The organism is Pseudomonas moraviensis subsp. stanleyae (genome assembly GCF_036283065.1).
Taxonomy (GTDB): domain Bacteria; phylum Pseudomonadota; class Gammaproteobacteria; order Pseudomonadales; family Pseudomonadaceae; genus Aquipseudomonas; species Aquipseudomonas stanleyae.
Map to the genome: position 1 here is coordinate 245,850 of NZ_JAADJI010000006.1, position 20,090 is coordinate 265,939.

Below are 20,090 nucleotides of genomic sequence, written 5' to 3' on the forward strand. Positions count from 1 at the left end.
TCCCTCAATTCCAGTAGAATGCCGCGAACCTACAGACCGCCGGCGCCTCTTGATGTCCACGATAGCAGACAACATAGCCCTCGTTAGTTCACGCATTCAGGCCGCGATCTCGGCGGCCGGTCGTGCCGAAAACAGCGTCCAGCTACTGGCCGTGAGCAAGACCAAACCCGCCCAGGCCCTGCGTGAAGCCTGTGCCGCCGGCCTGCGCGACTTCGGTGAGAACTACCTGCAGGAAGCCCTGGGCAAACAGCTGGAGCTGGCCGACCTGCCCTTGATCTGGCACTTCATCGGCCCCATTCAATCGAACAAGACTCGGGCGATTGCCGAGCATTTCGATTGGGTGCACTCCGTGGATCGTCTGAAAATTGCCCAACGCCTGTCCGAGCAGCGCCCGGCCGAACTGCCGCCCCTGAACATCTGCATTCAGGTCAATGTCAGCGGCGAGGCGAGTAAATCCGGTTGCACCCCGGCGGATCTGCCAGCGCTGGCCGAGGCCATCAGCGCCCTGCCCCGGCTGAAATTGCGCGGGCTGATGGCGATTCCCGAGCCGACCGAAGAGCGCGCCGAGCAAGACGCTGCGTTCGCCGCCGTGCAGACCTTGCAGGCGAGCCTCGATCTGCCGCTCGACACCTTGTCCATGGGCATGAGCCACGACCTCGAGTCGGCCATTGCCCAAGGCGCCACCTGGGTGCGGGTCGGTACCGCGCTGTTTGGCGCCAGAGATTATTCCCAGTCTTGAACGTTTCCAGATAAGGACCACACATGAGCAACACACGTATTGCGTTTATCGGTGCGGGCAACATGGCGGCCAGTCTGATTGGCGGCCTGCGCGCCAAGGGTCTGGAAGCGGCGCAGATCCGCGCCAGCGATCCGGGCGACGACACCCGCGCCAAGGTCAGCGCCGAGCACGGTATCGAAACGTTCGCCGACAACGCCCAGGTTATCGAAGGCGTAGATGTCATCGTACTGGCGGTCAAGCCGCAGGCGATGAAAGCCGTGTGCGAGGCGATCCGCCCAAGCCTGAAGCCGAATCAACTGGTGGTGTCGATCGCCGCCGGGATCACCTGCGCGAGCATGACCGCCTGGCTCGGCGAACAGCCGATCGTGCGCTGCATGCCGAACACCCCGGCGCTGCTGCGTCAGGGTGTCAGCGGTCTGTACGCGACCAGCGAAGTGAGCGCCGAGCAGCGTCAGCAAGCCGAAGAGCTGTTGTCCGCCGTCGGTATCGCGCTGTGGCTGGAAGAAGAACAGCAACTGGACGCAGTCACCGCAGTGTCCGGCTCCGGTCCGGCGTACTTCTTCCTGCTGATCGAAGCCATGACCGCCGCCGGCGTCAAACTTGGCCTGCCAAAAGAGATCGCTGAGCAACTGACCGTGCAGACTGCCCTGGGCGCCGCGCACATGGCGGTGTCCAGCGATGTCGACGCCGCCGAATTGCGTCGCCGCGTGACCTCGCCAAACGGCACCACGGAAGCAGCGATCAAATCATTCCAGGCTGGCGGCTTCGAAGCGCTGGTTGAAACCGCACTCGGCGCCGCCGCGCACCGCTCGGCCGAAATGGCCGAACAACTGGGCAAATAAAGGAGCCTTACATGATCGGATTGAACACCGCAGCGGTTTACGTGCTGCAAACCCTCGGCAGCCTGTACCTGCTGATCGTGCTGCTGCGCTTCGTCCTGCAACTGGTGCGGGCGAACTTCTACAACCCGCTGTGCCAGTTCGTGGTCAAGGCCACCCAGCCGCTGCTCAAGCCTTTGCGCCGGATCATCCCGAGCCTGTTCGGCCTCGACATGTCGTCGCTGGTCCTGGCGATTCTGGTGCAACTGCTGCTGATGGCGCTGACCCTGCTGCTGACCTACGGCACCACCGGCAACCCGCTTCAACTGCTGATCTGGTCGCTGATCGGCGTCACCGCACTGTTCCTGAAGATCTTCTTCTTCGCCTTGATCATCAGCGTGATCCTGTCGTGGGTCGCACCGGGCAGCCACAATCCAGGCGCCGAACTGGTCAACCAGATTTGCGAGCCGGCGCTGGCACCGTTCCGCCGCTTCCTGCCGAACCTCGGCGGCCTGGATCTGTCGCCGATCTTCGCTTTCCTGGCACTGAAATTGATCGACATGCTGGTGATCAACAATCTGGCAGCGATGACGATGATGCCGGAGATTCTGCGTTTGCTGATGTGAGGTGAGAGGGATTGGGCGCTCGGCTTGATATCGAGTCGCCTGCGCCCCTCACCCCAGCCCTCTCCCGAGGGAGAGGGAGCCGATCCGGTTGTTTTCAAGGCCTGCGTTCGACTCGATACCTCAGGTCAGCATCACTCTGAAGATCGCCGCGGTCAGTCCCCTCTCCCTCCGGGAGAGGGTTAGGGTGAGGGCCGCTTGCCGCTACCCCCCACGGTCTTTAGACTTACGCCTCATTTCAACGAGAGCAGGGTCGATGCCAACTGCCTTTCCCGCCGATTCTGTTGGTCTGGTGACACCACAAACCGCGCACTTCAGCGAACCGCTGGCGCTGGCTTGCGGGCGTTCGCTGGCCGCCTATGATCTGATCTACGAAACCTACGGCACGCTGAACGCCCAGGCGAGCAACGCCGTGCTGATCTGCCACGCCTTGTCCGGCCACCACCACGCTGCCGGTTATCACAGCGTCGACGACCGCAAGCCCGGCTGGTGGGACAGCTGCATCGGCCCCGGCAAGCCGATCGACACCAACAAGTTCTTCGTGGTCAGCCTGAACAACCTCGGCGGCTGCAACGGCTCCACCGGCCCGAGCAGCATCAACCCAGAGACCGGCAAGCCGTTCGGCGCCGACTTCCCGGTGCTCACCGTGGAAGACTGGGTGCACAGCCAGGCGCGTCTGGCTGACCTGCTCGGCATCGGCCAGTGGGCGGCGGTGATCGGCGGCAGCCTCGGCGGCATGCAGGCGCTGCAATGGACCATCACCTACCCCGATCGCGTGCGTCACTGCCTGGCCATCGCCTCGGCACCGAAGCTGTCGGCGCAGAACATTGCTTTCAACGAAGTCGCGCGGCAAGCGATTCTTACTGACCCGGAATTCCACGGCGGTTCGTTCCAGGAAGCGGGCGTGATCCCCAAGCGCGGGCTGATGCTCGCGCGCATGGTCGGCCACATCACCTATCTGTCCGACGATTCCATGGGCGAGAAATTCGGCCGTGGCCTGAAGAGCGAGAAGCTCAACTACGACTTCCACAGTGTCGAGTTCCAGGTCGAGAGCTACCTGCGTTATCAGGGCGAAGAATTCTCCGGGCGCTTCGATGCCAACACTTATCTGTTGATGACCAAAGCACTGGATTACTTCGATCCGGCGGCGAACTTCGACGATGATCTGGCGAAAACCTTTGAAAACGCCACGGCCAAGTTCTGCGTGATGTCGTTCACCACCGACTGGCGCTTCTCCCCGGCGCGTTCGCGGGAACTGGTGGATGCGCTGATGGCCGCGCGCAAGGACGTCAGCTACCTGGAAATCGACGCACCGCAGGGCCACGACGCCTTCCTGATTCCGATCCCGCGTTACTTGCAGGCGTTCGGCAATTACATGAACCGCATTTCGTTGTGAGAAAGCCATGAGAGCTGATCTGGAAATCATCCAGGAATGGATCCCCGCCGGCAGCCGCGTCCTCGACCTCGGTTGCGGTGACGGCGAGCTGCTGACCTGGCTGCGCGACAACAAGAACGTCACCGGTTATGGCCTGGAAAACGACGCCGACAATATCGCCGAGTGCGTGGCCAAGGGCATCAACGTCATCGAGCAGGATCTGGACAAAGGCCTGGGCAACTTCGCCAGCAACAGTTTCGACATCGTCGTCATGACCCAGGCCCTGCAAGCGGTGCATTACCCGGACAGGATCCTCGACGAAATGCTCCGGGTCGGCCGCCAGTGCATCATCACCTTCCCCAACTTCGGCCACTGGCGCTGCCGCTGGTACCTGGCGAGCAAGGGCCGCATGCCGGTCTCCGAGTTCCTGCCCTACACCTGGTACAACACGCCGAACATTCACTTCTGCACCTTCGAGGATTTCGAAGAACTGTGCCGCGAACGGGATGCCAAGGTCATTGATCGGCTTGCCGTGGATCAACAGCACCGCCACGGGTGGGCCAGTAAGCTATGGCCTAATCTGTTAGGTGAAATCGGTATCTACCGCGTCAGCAGTCCGCAACTGGCGGACCACAGAGTCGCGGTCTGAACCAGGCTATTTCGAGGAGCACGAACATGAGTCGTCTAGCGTTGTTGTTAATCACCGCCTGCCTGAGCGCCGGCGCCCTTGCGGCGGACGCCATCAAAGGTGAGCGCAAGGAAACCTTCGGCGACATCACGGTGCACTACAACACCTTCAACTCGACGTTCCTGCAACCGGACATCGCCAAGGCTGCCGAGCTGATTCGCAGCAAGAACCAGGGCGTGATCAACGTCTCAGTGGTCAAGGACGGCAAACCGCTGATCGCCAGCGTCAGCGGCACGATCAAGGACCTGACCAGCAACAGCGTGCCGCTGAAATTCCGCCAGGTCACCGAACAGGGCGCGATCTACTACATCGCCCAGTACCCGGTGCCGCAGCAGGAAACCCGCACCTTTGAAATCAAGGTGCAGAACGGCGACAAGATCAACACCATCAATTTCAACCAAGAACTCTTTCCCGGCGAATGATGAACATCAAGCAGCTCGTACTGGCCAGCCATAACGCCGGCAAACTCAAAGAACTCCAGGCCATGCTCGGCGACTCGGTGCAACTGCGCTCGATTGGCGAATGGAGCCAGGTCGAGCCGGAAGAAACCGGCCTGTCGTTCGTCGAGAACGCGATCCTCAAGGCCCGCAACGCCGCGCGTATTTCCGGGCTGCCGGCACTGGCCGACGACTCCGGGCTGGCGGTGGATTTCCTCGGCGGTGCGCCGGGCATCTACTCGGCGCGTTACGCCGACGGCCAGGGCGATGCGGCGAACAACGCCAAGCTGCTCGATGCGCTGAAAGATGTGCCAGAAGCCGAGCGCGGTGCGCAGTTCGTTTGCGTTCTCGCGCTGGTGCGCCACGCCGATGATCCGCTGCCGATTCTCTGCGAAGGCCTGTGGCACGGGCGCATCCTCACCGCTGCCAGCGGTGAGCACGGTTTCGGTTATGATCCGCTGTTCTGGGTGCCGGAGCGCGATTGCTCCAGCGCTGAACTGAGCCCGGCCGACAAGAACCAGATCAGCCACCGCGCCCGTGCAATGGATCTGCTGCGCCAGCGTCTGGGCTTGAAATGACCACTGATTCTTCCGCGTCGTCGCTGATCATCGGCGGCGCCGCGTCCTCGCCTCGGGCACCGCTGCCAAACCTGCCGCCCCTGGCGCTGTACATCCACATTCCGTGGTGTGTACGCAAATGCCCGTATTGCGATTTCAACTCGCACACCGCCAGCCCGGTGCTGCCTGAGCAGGAATACGTCGACGCGCTGCTGGCCGATCTCGATCAGGATCTGCACGCGGTTTATGGCCGTGAGCTGACCTCGATTTTCTTCGGTGGCGGGACACCGAGCCTGTTCAGCGCCGAAGCCCTCGGACGTCTGTTGAAGGGCGTCGAGCAGCGCATCCCGTTCGCCGACGACATCGAAATTACCCTCGAGGCCAATCCAGGCACCTTCGAGCAAGAGAAGTTTGTCGCCTATCGCAAGCTGGGGATCAATCGGCTGTCGATCGGTATTCAGAGCTTCCAGCAGGAAAAGCTTGAGGCCCTTGGTCGCATTCACAACGGCGACGAAGCCGTGCGTGCGGCGGGCATGGCGCGACAGGCCGGGTTCGATAACTTCAACCTGGACTTGATGCACGGTTTGCCCGATCAGTCGCTGGACGATGCCTTGAGCGATCTGCGCCAGGCCATCGCGCTGAAGCCGACGCACATTTCCTGGTATCAGCTGACGCTGGAGCCGAATACGGTGTTCTGGAATCAGCCGCCGGTGCTGCCGGAAGACGACACGCTGTGGGACATTCAGGAAGCCGGCCAGGCGCTGCTGGCCGAGCACGGTTACGCGCAATACGAAGTGTCGGCATATGCCCAGGCCGGTCGCCCGGCGCGGCATAACCTCAATTACTGGAGTTTCGGCGACTTCATCGGCATCGGCGCCGGCGCCCACGGCAAGTTGAGCCACCCGGACGGACGCATTGTGCGGACGTGGAAAACCCGGCTGCCGAAGGATTATCTGAACCCGGCAAAGAGCTTTCAGGCCGGCGAGAAATTGCTGAGCAATGACGAAATGCCGTTCGAGTTCCTGATGAACGCCCTGCGCCTGACCGCCGGGGTCGAATCGCGCCTGTATCCGGAGCGCACCGGCCTGTCGCTGGACAGCCTCGCCGAAGGCCGGCGCGAAGCCGAACAAAGCGGCCTGTTGCAGGTCGAACCGTCACGCCTGGCGGCGACCGAACGCGGCCAGCTGTTTCTCAACGATTTGCTGCAACAATTTCTGAACTGACTTCAGCCCAAAGGGAAAACGCATGGATTTGATACTCGACCTGCTGGCCACCGTCTCCCGCTGGAGCCGCAGCAATCTCTCGGAAATCGCTCTGGCGCTGGTTGGTTGCCTGCTGGTGCTGTTCGGCGCCGACTTCAAGGGCTGGGTCGAGCAACGCCTGGGCAGCATCGCCGGTGCCCTGCGCGTGCCGCTGATGGCCCTGCTCTGCCTGATCGGCAGCGGCGCCGCGCTGATCTACGCCACACCATGGGTGATCAAGGGCCTGAGCCAGTTCAACAACTACAGCCTGGCGCCGGTGCTACTGGTGGTGCTGGTGTTGATTGGCGTGGTTGCTGATCGTCGCTGATTCCGCAAACACCCCGAAACGAAATGTGGGAGCGAGCCCGCTCGCGAATACGGTGTGTCAGTCAACATCAGTGTTGAATGAACATCCGCTTTCGCGAGCAGGCTCGCTCCCACAGTTGATCGCAATGAAAGGGACGTTCATGAGTAAAAAGTTGCTGGACGAGACAAGCAAATTTCTCAGCTTCGTGTTGCGTCACGAGCCTCAAGCGATTGGTCTAAAGCTGGATTCGGAGGGTTGGGCAGATATTGACGCACTGATTCGTGGCGCAGCGCGTGACGGTCGCAACCTCGATCGCGATTTGATTGAAACTGTGGTGGCAAGTAGCGACAAAAAGCGTTTTGCGATTACCACTGACGGCTTGTGCATCCGCGCTGTTCAGGGCCACTCGACGAAGACTGTCGAGTTGCAGTTCGACGAGAAACACCCACCGCAAACGCTATATCACGGCACAGCCATGCGTTTTCTCGATTCGATCAATGATCAAGGTTTGATCCCTGGATCACGCCACCATGTGCATCTTTCGGAAGAAATCGCCACTGCCACTTCCGTAGGTCAACGCTACGGCAGCGTGGTGATCCTTGAAATCGCCGCGCAGCAGATGCAGGAAGAAGGCTTCAAGTTCTATCAGGCCGAAAACGGCGTGTGGCTGACAGACCACGTACCTGCGCGGTTCATGACAACGCTGTAATGCCGAGCACTCATAAGTCCTTTTCGCTAGCAGGCTCGCTCCCACTATCAGGCCTTGGTTCAATGATTCTTCGATAAGCGGCTCTGCGCCTGAAGGATCACCTTGAGCCCAACGGAATCCTTGCAGCCCAGCGCTATCGCTTTATCGAAATGTTCGATATTGCCGCTGTCGCGCTGATCGCTGCCGCTTACACGAGTCAACGCGAGTATGTAGTAGGCCTCAGCTCGAAACTGGTCTTCGGACAATACCAAGCCGGCTGCGCGGGCTCGCATGGCGGCCATCGGCCCGACCTTGCCTGCAGGCGCTCCGCTTTCTTCGAAACACAGCGAACGTTTGGTCTGCAACGGATAGTCGTCAGCATGCGTATCAGGCTTGAGCAGCAACTGCTCGAGAGACTGCAAGAATTTCAAATGATCAGGATTTTGCGCATCAAATCGTTCATACGCTTTGTCGCACAAATGGTAATAGCCCACCGCAGCCGCCAACAATCCATCATCCATGGCCTGTTGATAAAGACCACAGGTCTGTAGGCGCGTCTGCTCGGAAAACATCGGGTTGTCCTGCAGGCTGGCGAGAAAGTAGGTGGCCAGCGTATGCCCGCCGTCTGAGGCATGCTTGAGGTTGTCCACAAGGGCCTCGAGATCACCTTCGGCAACGCGCAGCTGTTCAGGGGTGTATTGCACGCTTTCCCCGGCGGCCTCACGCTTGATCCGGTCATTGGCGTCGCGCTCTATCTTTGCCGCCGTTCTCTGCGCACTCGCGAAGTACTCCTCGGGGCTGACCACCCGTTCGCACGCTGCGCAACAAATGAGACCCAGAACCAGCGTGCAGGCAAAAATGGCTTTCAAGATTTGTCTTCCTTTACAAATGGGGGCCGTGGAGCTTTCGTCGGGTCATGGCCAAACTTGAGCAAACCCCGGAAACAACTGTAGGAGCTGCGGCACGCTGCGATCTTTTGATCTTCAAAATCAAGATCAAAAGATCGCAGCGTGCCGCAGCTCCTACAGGGGTATTGCGTGATGCTTAGGACTGTTTTTCGAACTTCAGATCCCACACGCCATGGCCAAGGCGTTCGCCACGGCGTTCGAACTTGGTGATCGGGCGTTCGGCCGGGCGTGGGACGCATTTGCCGTCTTCGGCAAGGTTGCGGTAGCCCGGGGCAACGTTCATCACTTCCAGCATGTATTCGGCGTACGGCTCCCAGTCGGTGGCCATGTGCAGAATGCCGCCTACCTTCAACTTGCTGCGCACCAGTTCAGCGAACGAAGCCTGGACGATGCGGCGCTTGTGGTGGCGGCTCTTGTGCCACGGATCCGGGAAAAACAGCATCAGGCGATCGAGGCTGTTGTCGGCGATGCAGCGGTTGAGCACTTCGATCGCGTCGCAATCGTAGACCCGCAGGTTGGTCAGACCTTGGGTCAGCACGCCATTGAGCAGCGCACCGACACCCGGACGGTGTACTTCAACACCGATGAAATCCTGCTCCGGAGCGGCCGCGGCCATTTCCAGCAGCGAATGGCCCATGCCAAAACCGATTTCCAGCGAGCGCGGCGCCGAGCGGCCGAACACCTGGTCGTAATCGACCGGCGCATCGGCCAGCGGCAGCACGTACAGCGGCGCGCCCTGATCCAGGCCGCGTTGCTGGCCTTCGGTCATGCGCCCGGCGCGCATCACGAAGCTCTTGATGCGGCGGTGTTGGCGCTCGTCGCCTTCGTCCGGCTGGACAGGCGTGTCGTTCGATTCAGTCATCAATGGCTCTTACTTGATCAGACCATCCAGCGGCGAAGAGGCGCTGGCATAGAGTTTTTTCGGCATGCGGCCGGCGAGGTACGCCAGGCGACCGGCGACGATGGCGTGCTGCATGGCTTGCGCCATCATGACCGGTTGCTGGGCGTGGGCGATGGCCGAGTTCATCAGTACGGCGTCGCAACCCAGCTCCATCGCGATGGTCGCGTCGGAAGCGGTACCGACACCGGCATCCACCAGCACCGGGATCTTGGCTTCTTCGAGGATGATCTGCAGGTTGTACGGATTGCAGATACCCAGACCGGAGCCGATCAGACCGGCCAGCGGCATCACGGCGATGCAGCCGATTTCCGCCAGTTGCCGGGCGATGATCGGATCATCGCTGGTGTACACCATCACGTCGAAGCCTTCCTTGACCAGCGTTTCCGCTGCCTTGAGGGTCTCGATCACGTTGGGGAACAGGGTTTTCTGGTCGGCCAGCACTTCCAGCTTCACCAGATTGTGGCCATCGAGCAATTCACGCGCGAGGCGGCAGGTGCGCACGGCTTCGATAGCGTCGTAGCAACCAGCGGTGTTCGGCAGGAAGGTGTAGCGATCCGGCGACAGCACTTCGAGCAGGTTCGGCTCGCCTTCGATCTGGCCCAGATTGGTGCGGCGCACGGCGAAGGTGACGATCTCGGCACCCGAGGCTTCGATGGCCTGGCGGGTTTCTTCCATGTCACGGTACTTGCCGGTACCGACCAGCAAACGCGACTGGTAAGTACGACCGGCCAGCACAAAAGGCTTGTCGCTACGAACGATGCTCATGGGGAATCCTCTTGAGGGGTGAGGGTCTTGCAGAATTCTTTGCCCTTGCGGGCCGGGACAATCAGCCGCCGCCGATGGCGTGGACGACTTCGACGCTGTCGCCGTCATTGAGCGTGGTATCGGCATGCTGGCTGCGCGGAACGATGTCCAGATTGACCTCGACCGCCACCCGGCGTCCGGTCAGCTCCAGACGGGTGATCAGGCCCGCAACGGTTTCACCGTCGGGCAATTCAAAGGATTCACCGTTCAACTGAATGCGCATGCACAACGCCGCCATCATTTTTAGGGGCTGGCATTCTAGCCCGATCAGTCAGGCTGACCCAAGCCATTCGTCTTGAAACACGTCCGTGTAGGAGCTGCCGAAGGCTGCGATCTTTTGATCTTGCTTCTAAAAAATCAAAATCAAAAGATCGCAGCCTTCGGCAGCTCCTACAGGGGGAGCGTCAGATTCAGGATAGGCGCCAGGCGGCGAGGCCGAGGCAAACCCAACCGATGAGAAACGCGAGACCACCAAACGGGGTAATGATGCCTAGCTTGCTGATGCCGGTGGTGGTCAGCAGATACAGACTGCCGGAGAACAACACAATGCCGACGGTGAAGGACGCGCCCGCCCAAGTAATCAGGCGCCCCTGAATCTGCGTGGCCAACAGCGCGACCCCGAACAAGGCGAGGGTGTGCACCAGTTGGTAGGTGACGCCCGTATGGAAAATCGTCAGGTATTCCGGGGTCAGGCGGTTTTTCAGACCATGGGCAGCGAACGCGCCCAGCGCAACACCGGTGAATCCGAAAAAAGCGGCCAGCATCAAAAAGCCACGCAGCATGGGGAACTCCAGTCAGACGCGATCGGCAGGGTCTGTATAATGGCCCGCTCCACGGGTTCGGCCAAGCCATCTCTATGCTGCGTTCAATTTTCCGTCGTCTCACGAAGGCCCTGCTCTGGTTCGCCGGTGGCAGTGTCTTGCTGGTGCTGGTGTTTCGCTTCGTGCCACCGCCGGGCACGGCGCTGATGGTCGAGCGCAAGGTGGAATCCTGGGTCGACGGTGAGCCGATCGACCTGCAGCGCACCTGGAAACCGTGGAATGAGATCTCCGATGACTTGAAGGTGGCGGTGATTGCCGGCGAGGATCAGAAATTTCCCGAGCACTGGGGCTTCGATCTGCGCGCGATTCAGGCAGCTCTGGCCCACAACGAACTGGGCGGCTCGATTCGCGGCGCCAGCACCTTGAGCCAGCAAGTGTCGAAAAATCTGTTTTTGTGGTCCGGCCGCAGCTATCTGCGCAAGGGCCTGGAAGCGTGGTTTACCGCGTTGATCGAGGTGTTCTGGCCCAAGCAGCGGATCCTTGAGGTGTACCTGAACAGCGTCGAATGGGATGACGGCGTGTTTGGCGCTGAAGCCGCGGCCCGCCATCACTTTGGTGTGAGCGCAAAGTCGTTGTCGCGGCAGCAGGCGAGTTATCTGGCGGCGGTACTGCCCAATCCACGGGTGTGGAGCGCGAGTCATCCGACCGGTTATGTGTCGCGTCGGGCTGGCTGGATTCGCCAGCAGATGAGTCAGTTGGGTGGGGACAGTTATTTGCTGGGGCTGAACGATTCGCGTCGGGCGCCTTGGGCTGAATAACGCCGAAATACCAATGTGGGAGCGAGCCTGCTCGCGAAAGCGGTGTGTCTGCTTGCATTGATGTCACTGATAAGCCGCATTCGCGAGCAGGCTCGCTCCCACAGGGGATTTGTGTTGAAACAGAAATGAAAAACGCCCCGATCATCGCTGTTCGGGGCGTTTTTTATTGCTGATGCGACGGTTACGCGGCGATCGACAACTTGAGCTTGTTCATCGCGCTCTTTTCGAGCTGACGGATTCGCTCGGCCGACACGTTGTACTTCTGCGCCAGGTCGTGCAGCGTGGCTTTCTCTTCCGCCAGCCAGCGCTGGTAGAGGATGTCACGGCTGCGCTCGTCCAGCACTTCCAGTGCTTCGTGCAGGTTGGTGTTCGAGTTGTCGCTCCAGTCGGCATCTTCCAGTTGACGCGCCGGGTCGTACCGGTGGTCTTCCAGGTAATTGGCCGGCGACTGGAAGGCACTGTCATCGTCGGCTTCGGCAGCCGGGTCGAAGGCCATGTCGTGGCCGGTCAGACGGCTTTCCATCTCGCGCACTTCCCGCGGCTCGACGCCGAGGCTTTCCGCCACACGGTGGACTTCCTCGTTGTTCAACCACGCCAGACGTTTCTTCTGGCTGCGCAGGTTGAAGAACAGCTTGCGCTGGGCCTTGGTGGTCGCGACTTTCACAATGCGCCAGTTGCGCAGGATGAACTCGTGAATTTCCGCCTTGATCCAGTGCACGGCGAACGACACCAGACGCACACCCATTTCCGGGTTGAAGCGCTTGACGGCCTTCATCAGGCCGACGTTACCTTCCTGGATCAGGTCAGCCTGAGCCAGACCGTAGCCGGAGTAGCTACGGGCAATGTGTACGACAAAACGCAGGTGGGCGAGCACCATCTGCCGAGCCGCCCCCAAATCCTGCTCATAGTAGAGACTCTCGGCCAGTTCACGCTCCTGCTCCGGCGTCAGCAAGGGAATGCTGTTGACGGTGTGCACGTAAGCTTCCAGGTTCGCACCCGGAACCAACGCATACGCAGGTTGCAAAGAATTGGTCATACGAAAAAACCTCCCACTCACATACTCGTGCCTCTCGGCACTGCGAAAAATTGACCGGGAACTCAAGTACAAGTTCCCATAAAAACCGCAAGGTCAATCACGCGCAAAAAAGATTCTACTTCGGCGCCAGCTCCCTGAGATGACGTGCGACTGCAATCCATGCACCGATATAACCCAACAGCACCGCGCCAAGCAAGAGCGACAGACCGTCGGCCACTGGCACACCGGCCAGGGCGAAATCACTGCCGTACAAGCCGGCCAGTCCAACCACCGCATCGTTCAGCCAGTTCAGGCCGAACGCCAATACACCCCAGGACAACAGCCCCGCACCGAAGCCATACAACGCACCCAGATAAAGGAAAGGGCGACGCACATAACTGTCAGTGCCGCCGACGAGTTTAATCACTTCTATCTCGGTGCGGCGGTTTTCAATATGAAGACGAATGGTATTGCCTATCACCAAAAGTAATGCAGAGACCAACAACACCGTCAGACCGAAGACAAAGCGGTCGCCAAGCTTGAGGATGGCGGCCAGACGCTCGACCCAGACTAGATCAAGTTGCGCCTGTTGTACCTTGGGCAGCTCGGAAAGTTTTTGTCTTAATGCTTCGAGTGTCGGCTTGTCGACTTCGTTCGGTGTTACCAGCACCACACCCGGCAACGGGTTCTCGGGCAACTCACGCAGGGCTTCGCCCAGGCCGGACTGCTGCTGGAACTCCTCCAGCGCTTGATCGCGGCCGACATATTCGGCATCCGCGACCCCAGGCATGCCTCTAATCTGCTCGCGCAGCGCTTCGCCCTGTTCCGGACTGGCGTCGAGTTGCAGGTACAGGGAAATCTGCGCCGCGCGCTGCCAGGAACCGCCAAGACGCTCGACGTTGTTGAGCAACAGCGACAGCCCCATTGGCAGACTCAGCGCAACGGCCATCACCATGCAGGTGAAGAAACTGCCGATCGGCTGCTTGCCGAGGCGGCGCAGGCTGTCGAGCAGGCTGGCGCGATGGCTTTCGATCCAGGCGCGGAACAGCGTGGCGAAGTCCGGACCGTCGTCATCGTCGTGTTTTTTCTTCTTCTGCGGTTGCGGGTCGGCGGCTTTCGGGGCCACGCGCTCGGAAACCTTCGGACTGCGTGTCGCACTCATACCCCGGCCTCCCCGTCGCCGATCAAGCGGCCGCGTTGCAGGGTCAGCATGCGGTGGCGCATGCGTGCAATGAGCGCCAGGTCGTGGCTGGCGATCAGCACGCTGGTGCCCAGACGGTTGATGTCTTCGAACACGCCCATGATTTCCGCCGCCAGTCGCGGGTCGAGGTTACCGGTCGGTTCGTCCGCCAGCAGCAAGGCCGGGCGGTGGACGATGGCGCGGGCAATGCCGACGCGCTGCTGTTGACCGGTGGACAGGTCGCCCGGGTACAGATCGGTTTTGTCCGATAGCGCCACGCGTTCCAGCGCCGAGTCGACGCGCTTGGCGATTTCGGCCTTGGACAGGCCGAGAATCTGCAGCGGCAAAGCGACGTTGTTGAACACTGTGCGATCGAACAGCAACTGGTGATTCTGGAACACCACGCCGATCTGTCGGCGCAGGAACGGAATCTGCGCGTTGCTGATGGTGCTGAGGTCTTGCCCGGCGAGCAGCAGTTTGCCGCTGGTCGGCCGCTCCATCGCCAGCAACAGGCGCAACAGCGTGGATTTACCGGCACCGGAGTGACCGGTGACAAACAAGAACTCGCCACGACGGACTCGAAAGCTCAGCTCATGCAAGCCGACGTGACCGTTCGGGTAGCGTTTACCGACCTGTTCGAAACGAATCATGAACGCTCCCGCTCGGCAAACAGTGCCTGGACAAAGGGTTCGGCTTCAAAGGTACGCAAATCGTCGATGCCTTCACCGACGCCGATGTAGCGGATCGGCAGGCCGAACTGCTTGGCCAGGGCGAAAATCACCCCGCCCTTGGCGGTGCCATCGAGCTTGGTCAGCGCCAGACCGGTCAGTTCGACGGTCTGGTTGAACTGCTTGGCCTGATTGATGGCGTTCTGGCCAGTGCCGGCGTCAAGCACCAGCAGCACTTCGTGCGGCGCGTCGGCGTCGAGCTTGCCGATCACCCGGCGAACCTTTTTCAGTTCTTCCATCAGGTTGTCTTTGGTGTGCAGACGACCGGCGGTGTCGGCGATCAACACATCAATACCACGGGCCTTGGCAGCCTGCACGGCGTCGAAGATCACCGAAGCCGAATCAGCGCCGGTGTGCTGGGCGATCACCGGAATCTTGTTGCGCTCGCCCCAGACCTGCAATTGCTCCACGGCAGCGGCACGGAAGGTATCACCAGCGGCGAGCATGACTTTCTTGCCTTCGAGCTGCAGCTTCTTCGCCAGTTTGCCGATAGTGGTGGTCTTGCCGGCGCCGTTGACGCCGACCACCAGAATCACGAACGGCTTGTTCTGCGAGGCGATTTTCAGCGGCTGTTCGACCGGCTTGAGCATAGCGGCCAATTCGGCCTGCAAGGATTTGTACAGGGCGTCGGCGTCGGCCAGTTCCTTGCGCGCGACCTTCTGGGTCAGGCGCTGGATGATCTGTGTGGTGGCTTCGACGCCGACGTCAGCGGTGAGCAGACGGGTTTCGAGGTCGTCGAGCAGATCATCATCGATGGTCTTGCGCCCGAGGAACAGGCTGGCCATGCCCTCGCCGATACTGGCGCTGGTCTTCGACAGGCCTTGCTTGAGGCGGGCGAAGAAACCGGCTTTGGTTTCTTCGCTGCGCGGGGTTTCGACTGGCGTTTCTGCAGAGGCTTCGACCGGCACGATCGGAGCGGTAACTGGCGCAGCGGCAATCGGGGCAGGCGCAGGCTCGGACGGCTGGATAACCGGGGCCACTGGCTCGGCAACCACAGGCGCTGGCTCGACAACCGGTTCAGGCACAGGCTGCGCAGCCACTTCGGCAACCGGCGTAGGAATCACTGGCGTCACGTGCGGTGCCGCTTCTTCGACGAAGGCCACCGGCTCTTCTTTCACCGGCAAGGTCAGCCAAGGTTCGGCGGCGGGTGTCAGCGGCAACTCGGCAGCAGCCGGCGTTTCCGGCTCGGCTTCAGCCTCCGGTTGCAGCACCGGTTCGGCGATCGGCAGCACAATCGGTGCCGGTTCTTCTTCTATTGCAGGTGCTGGCGCGGCGGCCGGCTCAGGAATCGCGGGCGGCTGTTCGACGACGGGTTCCTGCGGTTTCTTCCGCAGCCATCCGAACAGGCTTTTCTTCTCGCCAGCCGCAGCTGGGCTCTTCTTGTCGTCGTTGGAACCAAACATGGAGGACGGCTATCTCACGGTAGCGACGCGCCAACAGGGCGCCCCGGCAAATAAATATTCGATGCAGAACAGACTGTGTTTCATCCAGCTTGTTCACGCGCAACATTTTGTCGAGGCACCGCAGGCACCTCAAGGTTCGTTTTTACGATGGTCTAAACCGGCGAAAATCGGCGAAAAGGCAGAGTCTGGTTGCCAAACCGCTGCCTTGTGCCGCAAACCCATTCAGCCTTATCAGGTTACAGAACCTCATAGGCGTGGTCTCCGGTAAAACGGATCAGTATCCTAGGGCGTGTCATTGATCATTACCAGTACCGCGTGGCCGCCTGAAAACGGGCCAGACAAGGCGCAGGCCGCAGGGAATGTGCTTTCCTTGCCAAGGACTGCAACGCAGTATGGCCCGCTTTCAGGCGCCACCCGGAGGGCCGGGCCTGATAGTGTGCAGGGCTGCGTTGCTCGGAGTTTATTTGGAACAACCAAACCACACTCCTCGCGCCTTGCCCTGCAAACTATCAGGCGCCGGCGCGGTACTGGTAATGATCAATGACACGCCCTACCTCTCGCCCGCCGACGCTAAGACCAAGCGGGCAGCCCAACAGGTTGAAAAACGAATGAATGCTCTAGCCCGCCGCGCTGCTGGCCTGCTGCTCAGCGCAGTCTGCCTGCCCCTTTCGGCCCTGGCGGCCGACCCGCAACCGACCCATGAATTCACCCTCGACAACGGCCTCAAGGTCGTCGTGCGCGAAGACCATCGTGCGCCTGTCGTCGTTTCGCAGATCTGGTACAAGGTCGGCTCCAGCTACGAGACTCCGGGCCAGACCGGCCTGTCCCACGCGCTCGAACACATGATGTTCAAGGGCAGCGAAAAAGTCGGCCCCGGCGAAGCTTCGCTGATCCTGCGCGACCTCGGCGCCGAAGAGAACGCCTTTACCAGCGACGACTTCACCGCCTACTACCAAGTGCTGGCCCGCGATCGCCTCGGCGTGGCTTTTGAGCTTGAAGCCGACCGCATGGCCAACCTGCGCCTGCCGGCCGACGAATTCGCCAAGGAAATCGAAGTCATCAAGGAAGAGCGCCGCCTGCGCACCGATGACAAGCCGATGTCCAAGGCCTACGAGCGCTACAAAGCCATGGCTTATCCGGCGAGCGGTTATCACACGCCCACCATCGGCTGGATGGCTGACCTCGACCGCATGAAAGTCGAAGAGCTGCGCAACTGGTACCAATCCTGGTACGCGCCGAACAACGCCACGCTGGTGGTGGTCGGTGACGTCACTCCGGACGAAGTGAAGACCCTCGCCCAGCGCTATTTCGGTCCGGTCGGCAAACGCGAGGTACCACCGGCGAAAAAACCGCTGGAACTGGCCGAGCCCGGCGAGCGCCAGATCACCCTGCGCGTGCAAACACAACTGCCGAGCCTGATGCTTGGCTTCAACGTGCCGAGCATTGCTACCGCTGAAGACAAGCGCTCGGTCAACGCCCTGCGCCTGATTTCGGCGCTGCTCGACGGCGGCTACAGCGGACGCATCCCGACGCAACTGGAACGCGGTGAAGAGCTGGTTTCCGGCGGCTCGTCGGACTACGACGCCTACACCCGTGGCGACAGTCTGTTCACCCTGTCGGCAACGCCGAACACGCAGAAGAAAAAGACCATCGCCCAGGCCGAAGCCGGGTTGTGGAAACTTCTCGAGCAGCTGAAAACCACCGCGCCGTCTGCCGAAGAGCTGGAACGCGTGCGCGCACAGGTCATCGCCGGGCTGGTCTATGAGCGTGATTCGATCACCAGCCAGGCCACCGCCATCGGTCAACTGGAGACGGTCGGCCTGTCGTGGAAGCTGATGGACACCGAACTGGCCGACCTGGAAAGCGTGACCCCGCAAGACATCCAGAACGCCGCGAAAAAGTATTTCACCCGCGAACGTCTCAGCGTCGCCCACGTCCTGCCAATGGAGACGACTCATGAGTGAGCGCAAAACCCCACGCCTGATGCTGCTTGGTCTGATTGCTGTCGCAGTGATCGGCTCGGCAGCGATTTATCTGTCGCCAGGCGCTGACAGCAAGGCCAGCGAAGCACTGGATAACGCCAAGTCCAGCCAGAAGCTGCAATCGCTGGCCGAACTCGACGGCAAGGCCCCGGCCAGCCGCAAGCTCGACGTGCAGACCTGGAACACCGCCGAAGGCGCCAAAGTGCTGTTCGTCGAGGCCCATGAACTGCCGATGTTCGACATGCGCCTGATCTTCGCCGCTGGCAGCAGTCAGGACGGCAACGCGCCCGGCCTCGCAGTGCTGACCAACGCCATGCTCAACGAAGGCATCGCCGGCAAAGACGTCGGCGCCATCGCCCAGGGTTTTGAAAGCCTCGGTGCCGACTTCGGCAACGGTGCGTTCAAGGACATGGCGCTGGCCTCTTTGCGCAGCCTCAGCGCACCCGAGCAGCGTGAGCCGGCGCTGAAGCTGTTCGCCGAAGTGGTCGGCAAACCGACCTTTCCCGCCGACTCCTTCGCGCGCATCAAGAATCAGTTGCTCGCCGGTTTCGAATACCAGAAACAGAACCCCGGCAAACTCGCCAGTCTGGAGCTGATGAAGCGTCTGTACGGCGAGCATCCATATGCGCATTCCAGCGATGGCAATCCGCAGAGCGTGCCGAAGCTCACCGTCACCCAGTTGCGTGAATTCCATGCCAAGGCCTACGCCGCTGGCAATGCGGTGATTGCGCTGGTCGGTGATTTGTCGCGCGCCGAAGCCGAGGCGATTGCCAGTCAGGTCTCCTCAGCCCTGCCGAAAGGCCTGGCACTGGCGAAGATCGCTGCGCCGCAGGAACCGAAGGCCAGCGTCAACCACATCGAGTTTCCGTCGAAACAGACCAACCTGATGCTCGCGCAACTCGGTATCGATCGCGACGATCCGGATTACGCAGCGCTGTCGCTGGGCAATCAGATCCTCGGTGGCGGTGGTTTCGGTACGCGCCTGATGAGCGAAGTGCGCGAGAAGCGTGGCCTCACTTACGGCGTGTATTCGGCGTTCAGCCCGATGCAGGCCCGTGGCCCGTTCATGATCAACCTGCAGACCCGCGCGGAGATGAGCGAAGGCACCCTGAAACTGGTGCAGGACGTGCTCGCCGACTACCTGAAAACCGGCCCGACACAGAAAGAACTCGACGATGCCAAGCGCGAACTGGCCGGCAGCTTCCCGCTGTCCACCGCGAGCAACGCCGACATCGTTGGCCAGCTCGGCGCGATGGGCTTCTATAATCTGCCGCTGAGCTATCTGGACGATTTCATGCGCCAGTCGCAGAGCCTGACCGTGGAGCAGGTCCGCGATGCGCTGAACAAACACCTGAGCACGGAGAAAATGGTCATCGTCACTGCTGGCCCGACCGTGCCGCAAAAGCCGTTACCGGCCCCATCTGATAAACCTGCCGAGCAACCGCTCGGGGTTCCGGAGCATTAATGGCGACTCGAGCACCGAAAAAACCTGTGCAGAACGTGCACAACGGCGTCAATCAGCTGCGCATCATTGGCGGCCAGTGGCGCAGCCGCAAACTGAGCTTCCCTGACGCGCCGGGCCTGCGCCCGACCCCGGATCGCGTGCGCGAAACCCTGTTCAACTGGCTTGCGCCGTATGTCGAAGGAGCGAAAGTGCTCGACCCGTTCGCTGGCAGCGGCGCGCTGTTTCTCGAAGCGCTGTCCCGTGGCGCGGCCACGGCGCAGGCGCTGGATGCCAGCAACGTTGCGGTATCGAGCCTGAAAGAACACCTCGGCACCTTGCGTTGCAGCAACGGTCAGGTACAAACCGCCGATGCGCTGCGCTACCTGGAAACCCAGACCGCCACGCCGTTCGATCTGGTGTTCCTCGACCCGCCGTTCAACCAGAACCTGTTGCCAGCGGTTTGTACTTTGCTGGAAGAGCGCCAATGGCTGGCGGCCGATTCGTGGATCTACACGGAAAGCGAAACAGCGCCTTCGACATTGGGCCTGCCGGGCAACTGGCGCCTGCATCGTGAACAAAAATCCGGTCGTGTGTATTACGCGTTGTGGCAACGCAGCGCCTGACCCTGTCCGCACCGGGTTGAGAGTGCGGTAAATAGTTACCGCACCCAGCC

Annotated in this window: 23 protein-coding genes; 14 read left to right on the forward strand and 9 right to left on the reverse strand. The window is 60.9% G+C overall.

From position 1 onward, the window contains the following. Positions 1 to 52: 52 nt before the first annotated feature. The 10 genes from GXB78_RS12765 to GXB78_RS12810 all read left to right on the forward strand — a co-directional run bounded on the left by GXB78_RS12765 (position 53) and on the right by GXB78_RS12810 (position 7,494). A complete protein-coding gene (locus tag GXB78_RS12765) occupies positions 53 to 739 on the forward strand; it encodes a YggS family pyridoxal phosphate-dependent enzyme (protein WP_329515639.1) in 687 nt (228 codons plus the stop codon). Between the two features lie 23 nt (positions 740 to 762). Continuing rightward, positions 763 to 1,581, forward strand: coding sequence for a pyrroline-5-carboxylate reductase (gene proC, locus GXB78_RS12770; RefSeq protein ID WP_329515640.1), 819 nt, complete (start codon positions 763 to 765; stop codon positions 1,579 to 1,581). An 11-nt stretch (positions 1,582 to 1,592) separates the two neighbouring features. Further along, a complete protein-coding gene (locus GXB78_RS12775) occupies positions 1,593 to 2,183 on the forward strand; it encodes a YggT family protein (RefSeq protein ID WP_039757546.1) in 591 nt (196 codons plus the stop codon). A gap of 253 nt (positions 2,184 to 2,436) precedes the next feature. Continuing rightward, a complete protein-coding gene (metX, locus tag GXB78_RS12780) occupies positions 2,437 to 3,576 on the forward strand; it encodes a homoserine O-succinyltransferase MetX (RefSeq protein ID WP_083353760.1) in 1,140 nt (379 codons plus the stop codon). Positions 3,577 to 3,583: 7 nt separating this feature from the next. Then, complete coding sequence (gene metW, locus GXB78_RS12785; protein ID WP_039757544.1) at positions 3,584 to 4,204, forward strand: methionine biosynthesis protein MetW; 621 nt, start codon at positions 3,584 to 3,586, stop codon at positions 4,202 to 4,204. 26 nt (positions 4,205 to 4,230) lie between these two features. Then, a complete protein-coding gene (locus GXB78_RS12790; RefSeq protein WP_329515641.1) occupies positions 4,231 to 4,665 on the forward strand; it encodes a DUF4426 domain-containing protein in 435 nt (144 codons plus the stop codon). Continuing rightward, on the forward strand, positions 4,662 to 5,258 hold the full coding sequence (gene rdgB / locus GXB78_RS12795) for an RdgB/HAM1 family non-canonical purine NTP pyrophosphatase (RefSeq protein WP_329515642.1): 597 nt from the start codon (positions 4,662 to 4,664) through the stop codon (positions 5,256 to 5,258). Before GXB78_RS12790 ends, rdgB begins: the two co-directional genes overlap by 4 nt. Next, the gene (hemW, locus tag GXB78_RS12800) at positions 5,255 to 6,460 is read left to right on the forward strand and encodes a radical SAM family heme chaperone HemW (RefSeq protein ID WP_329515643.1); all 1,206 of its coding nucleotides are present in this window, start codon (positions 5,255 to 5,257) and stop codon (positions 6,458 to 6,460) included. Before rdgB ends, hemW begins: the two co-directional genes overlap by 4 nt. Positions 6,461 to 6,482: 22 nt before the next feature. Continuing rightward, the gene (locus tag GXB78_RS12805; RefSeq protein ID WP_008083808.1) at positions 6,483 to 6,806 is read left to right on the forward strand and encodes a DUF3392 domain-containing protein; all 324 of its coding nucleotides are present in this window, start codon (positions 6,483 to 6,485) and stop codon (positions 6,804 to 6,806) included. Between the two features lie 139 nt (positions 6,807 to 6,945). Beyond that, positions 6,946 to 7,494, forward strand: a complete 549-nt coding sequence (locus GXB78_RS12810; protein ID WP_329515644.1) for an RNA 2'-phosphotransferase — start codon at positions 6,946 to 6,948, stop codon at positions 7,492 to 7,494. A 59-nt stretch (positions 7,495 to 7,553) separates the two neighbouring features. On the opposite strand, the gene GXB78_RS12815 is transcribed toward GXB78_RS12810, so the two are convergent. From GXB78_RS12815 to GXB78_RS12835, 5 genes are all read right to left on the reverse strand, one after another. After that, the gene (locus GXB78_RS12815; protein WP_329515645.1) at positions 7,554 to 8,342 is read right to left on the reverse strand and encodes a hypothetical protein; all 789 of its coding nucleotides are present in this window, start codon (positions 8,340 to 8,342) and stop codon (positions 7,554 to 7,556) included. Positions 8,343 to 8,517: 175 nt separating this feature from the next. Beyond that, entirely contained in the window at positions 8,518 to 9,243 is a 726-nt protein-coding gene (trmB, locus tag GXB78_RS12820) for a tRNA (guanosine(46)-N7)-methyltransferase TrmB (RefSeq protein ID WP_042606558.1), read from the reverse strand. 9 nt (positions 9,244 to 9,252) lie between these two features. Then, complete coding sequence (locus GXB78_RS12825; protein WP_007964131.1) at positions 9,253 to 10,047, reverse strand: thiazole synthase; 795 nt, start codon at positions 10,045 to 10,047, stop codon at positions 9,253 to 9,255. Positions 10,048 to 10,108: 61 nt separating this feature from the next. After that, on the reverse strand, positions 10,109 to 10,309 hold the full coding sequence (thiS, locus tag GXB78_RS12830; RefSeq protein WP_329515646.1) for a sulfur carrier protein ThiS: 201 nt from the start codon (positions 10,307 to 10,309) through the stop codon (positions 10,109 to 10,111). A 187-nt stretch (positions 10,310 to 10,496) separates the two neighbouring features. Beyond that, positions 10,497 to 10,868 carry a DUF423 domain-containing protein gene (locus tag GXB78_RS12835; protein WP_329515647.1) on the reverse strand — a complete coding sequence of 124 codons (372 nt, stop codon included), beginning with the start codon at positions 10,866 to 10,868 and terminating at the stop codon, positions 10,497 to 10,499. 74 nt (positions 10,869 to 10,942) lie between these two features. On the opposite strand from GXB78_RS12835, the gene mtgA reads away from it, so the two are divergent. Beyond that, a complete protein-coding gene (gene mtgA / locus GXB78_RS12840) occupies positions 10,943 to 11,665 on the forward strand; it encodes a monofunctional biosynthetic peptidoglycan transglycosylase (RefSeq protein ID WP_095181330.1) in 723 nt (240 codons plus the stop codon). Between the two features lie 181 nt (positions 11,666 to 11,846). On the opposite strand, the gene rpoH is transcribed toward mtgA, so the two are convergent. The 4 genes from rpoH to ftsY form a co-directional block, all read right to left on the reverse strand. After that, positions 11,847 to 12,701, reverse strand: a complete 855-nt coding sequence (gene rpoH, locus GXB78_RS12845; RefSeq protein ID WP_016772717.1) for an RNA polymerase sigma factor RpoH — start codon at positions 12,699 to 12,701, stop codon at positions 11,847 to 11,849. Positions 12,702 to 12,816: 115 nt separating this feature from the next. Continuing rightward, a complete protein-coding gene (ftsX, locus tag GXB78_RS12850) occupies positions 12,817 to 13,842 on the reverse strand; it encodes a permease-like cell division protein FtsX (RefSeq protein ID WP_329515648.1) in 1,026 nt (341 codons plus the stop codon). After that, complete coding sequence (gene ftsE / locus GXB78_RS12855; RefSeq protein ID WP_003229148.1) at positions 13,839 to 14,510, reverse strand: cell division ATP-binding protein FtsE; 672 nt, start codon at positions 14,508 to 14,510, stop codon at positions 13,839 to 13,841. Before ftsE ends, ftsX begins: the two co-directional genes overlap by 4 nt. Then, complete coding sequence (gene ftsY / locus GXB78_RS12860; RefSeq protein WP_329515649.1) at positions 14,507 to 15,991, reverse strand: signal recognition particle-docking protein FtsY; 1,485 nt, start codon at positions 15,989 to 15,991, stop codon at positions 14,507 to 14,509. The genes ftsE and ftsY overlap by 4 nt, the downstream gene beginning before the upstream one ends. 608 nt (positions 15,992 to 16,599) lie before the next feature. On the opposite strand from ftsY, the gene GXB78_RS12865 reads away from it, so the two are divergent. Genes GXB78_RS12865 through rsmD form a run of 3 tightly spaced genes read left to right on the forward strand, consistent with a single transcriptional unit; the run spans position 16,600 to position 20,040 of the window. Next, positions 16,600 to 17,955, forward strand: coding sequence for a M16 family metallopeptidase (locus GXB78_RS12865; protein WP_329515650.1), 1,356 nt, complete (start codon positions 16,600 to 16,602; stop codon positions 17,953 to 17,955). Then, on the forward strand, positions 17,948 to 19,438 hold the full coding sequence (locus GXB78_RS12870) for a M16 family metallopeptidase (RefSeq protein ID WP_329515651.1): 1,491 nt from the start codon (positions 17,948 to 17,950) through the stop codon (positions 19,436 to 19,438). The genes GXB78_RS12865 and GXB78_RS12870 overlap by 8 nt, the downstream gene beginning before the upstream one ends. Next, positions 19,438 to 20,040, forward strand: a complete 603-nt coding sequence (gene rsmD / locus GXB78_RS12875; RefSeq protein WP_212617362.1) for a 16S rRNA (guanine(966)-N(2))-methyltransferase RsmD — start codon at positions 19,438 to 19,440, stop codon at positions 20,038 to 20,040. The genes GXB78_RS12870 and rsmD overlap by 1 nt, the downstream gene beginning before the upstream one ends. The last annotated feature ends 50 nt before the right edge of the window (positions 20,041 to 20,090 follow it).